This window comes from Geminisphaera colitermitum TAV2 (genome assembly GCF_000171235.2).
In the GTDB taxonomy this organism is placed as follows: Bacteria; Verrucomicrobiota; Verrucomicrobiia; order Opitutales; family Opitutaceae; genus Geminisphaera; species Geminisphaera colitermitum.
In genome coordinates, this window is sequence record NZ_ABEA03000190.1 from 1 (window position 1) to 2,243 (window position 2,243).

General features: G+C 65.3%; 3 protein-coding genes. All 3 read left to right on the forward strand.

The features are described from left to right. Positions 1-984, forward strand: a 984-nt coding sequence (locus OBACDRAFT_RS22270) for an ABC transporter substrate-binding protein (protein WP_052362380.1), incomplete at its 5' end; no start/stop codon positions are given. Between the two features lie 76 nt (positions 985-1,060). Continuing rightward, entirely contained in the window at positions 1,061-1,993 is a 933-nt protein-coding gene (locus OBACDRAFT_RS22275; protein ID WP_232767574.1) for a FecCD family ABC transporter permease, read from the forward strand. 2 nt (positions 1,994-1,995) lie between these two features. Continuing rightward, a partial coding sequence (locus OBACDRAFT_RS22280; RefSeq protein ID WP_157837252.1) for an ATP-binding cassette domain-containing protein occupies positions 1,996-2,243 on the forward strand: 248 nt, incomplete at its 3' end.

Below are 2,243 nucleotides of genomic sequence, written 5' to 3' on the forward strand. Positions count from 1 at the left end.
CCTTCCCCCCCCCCCCCCCCCGCCGCTCCTCCCGCCTCTGCCATCCGTGTTGTTTCGCAAACTGTGGGCACGGACGAACTATTGGTTTCCATTGCAAGGCCAGAGCAAATCGCCGCGCTAAGTCACCTCGCGACAGACCCGACGTTTTCAGGAATCTCGCGCGAAGCGCTGGCGGGAGGCTGGCCAACGCTGCCCAAAAACGGCGATGCCGAAGCCATCTTCAAGCACCGCCCAACCCTGGTGCTGTTTGCCGATTACAGTCGCATCGAACTGGTGCAACAAGTGCAACGCGCGGGCGTGACGGTCATCATTTTCGACCGCTACAAATCGCTTGAAGACGCCTACGCCAATCTCCGCCGCCTCGCCGCTGCGATTGACCCTGCCGCCCAAGGGCGGGCGGAGCGCATCATCGCCGGTTGCGAGGCGCGCATGGCAAAGCTGCGCAAGCGACTCGCGGGCGCGAAACCGGTGCGCGTCATCGCGCCGTCCACCTATGGCGTGGTCCCGGGACGCAACACCACATTCCAGGATTTGTGCGAGGAAGCAGCCGCCGAAAACCTTGCCGCCACGCTCGGCAACCTCACGGGACACGCCCCGCCGCCCAACGAAAAAATGCTCACTTGGCCGGTGGACAAAGTCGTGTTGCCCGGCGACAGCATTGATGCCGCGCTCGTGCCTTACGTGAAGTTGCCGCCCTATCAATTCATGTCTGCCGTGCGTGAACGCCGCGTTGCCCTTGTCGAACCGTGGCAATTAAGCTGCGTATCGCACTTGCGAATACGCGGCTACGAACAGCTCGCGAGCGAACTGCACCCGGCGCGTTTTGCGAAACCCAACTCAAAAGTGGATTTAAAAAAGGATTTAGAAGTGGCGCGGGCGTCCCGCCCGCATCAGGGAACCAGCGAGCAAGACAGCGGGCGAGACGCCCGCGCCACTCCCGCCACTTCAAGCCCCCAAATCGAATCTCAGGAGAGGACAAAATGACCCCCCCCCCCCCCGCCTTTCCCCTCGCCACGCCACCACCACGACTGCCGCCCGCTTTGCTCTGCCTATCGCGCTCGTGCTGCTCGTCCTTTTGTCAGTCCTTGCGCTTGGCGTGGGTGACCTGCCGATGGGACCGGAAAAAATCCTCGACGGACTCCTGCACCGCGACGAACTGGCGGCCACCATCCTCTGGCAAATGCGACTCCCCCGCCTATGCGTGGCGATCCTCATCGGCGGCGCGCTGGCGGCGAGCGGACTCGTCATGCAGGCATATTTTCGCAACAGCCTCGCCAGCCCCGGCCTGCTCGGTGTGAGCAGTGGCGCTGCGGCGGGCGCGGTCGTGGCGCTGGGACTCGGCCTCGCCACCACCACCCTCTTTGCCGCCCCGCTCGCCGCCATCCTCGGCGCAACGTTCGCCACGGGCGCGGTCATCATGCTGGCGCGGCGCGGCGCGAGCACGGAACGACTGCTGCTGGCCGGCGTGGCGCTCAACGCCCTGCTTGGCGCGGTCACGAGTTACGTGCTTTCCAACTTCACGCTCACCTACGAACGCAACGCGCAGATCATTTTCTGGCTGCTCGGCGGCCTTGAGGACCGCACCTGGGAACACGTTTGGATGGCCTCGCCCATTGTCGTTGGCGCGGCACTCCTCTGGCCGCTAGGCCGACCGATGGATCTGCTCAGCCTCGGCTCGACCGAGGCGCAGAGCCTGGGCGTGGATGTGCGCCGCCTGCGCCGCCAGTTGCTCGCGCTCTCAACCGTCCTCACCGCGCTCGCCACGGCGGTGGTGGGCACGGTGGGATTCGTGGGACTTGTAGTGCCGCATTTACTACGCCTGATGGTCGGACCGGAACACCGGCGGCTGGTGCCATTGTCGCTCGTGGGAGGGGCGGTGTTCGTGCTGGCGTGCGACCTGATCGGACGGACGGCGGGCAACCTGCGTCTGGGCATCGTGACAGCGTTCCTGGGCGGTCCGTTTTTCCTTTGGTTGTTGAGGAGGCGCGCATGACCATGACCTCGACCGCAACAAATCCCCCCCCCCCCCCCTCCCCTGCTGATGCCACCGCCTTGTCACTCGACCGCGTATCGGTCGCAGGCCGCTTGCGCGAGGTATCGCTGACGCTGCCGCAGGGCGAACTCGTCGGCCTCGTCGGTCCCAACGGATCAGGCAAATCCACGTTGATGCAAATCGCCGCCGGGTTGCTGCCATCTGCTGTTGTGGCGCGGGCGTCCCGCCCGCATCAGAACGACAGCGGGCG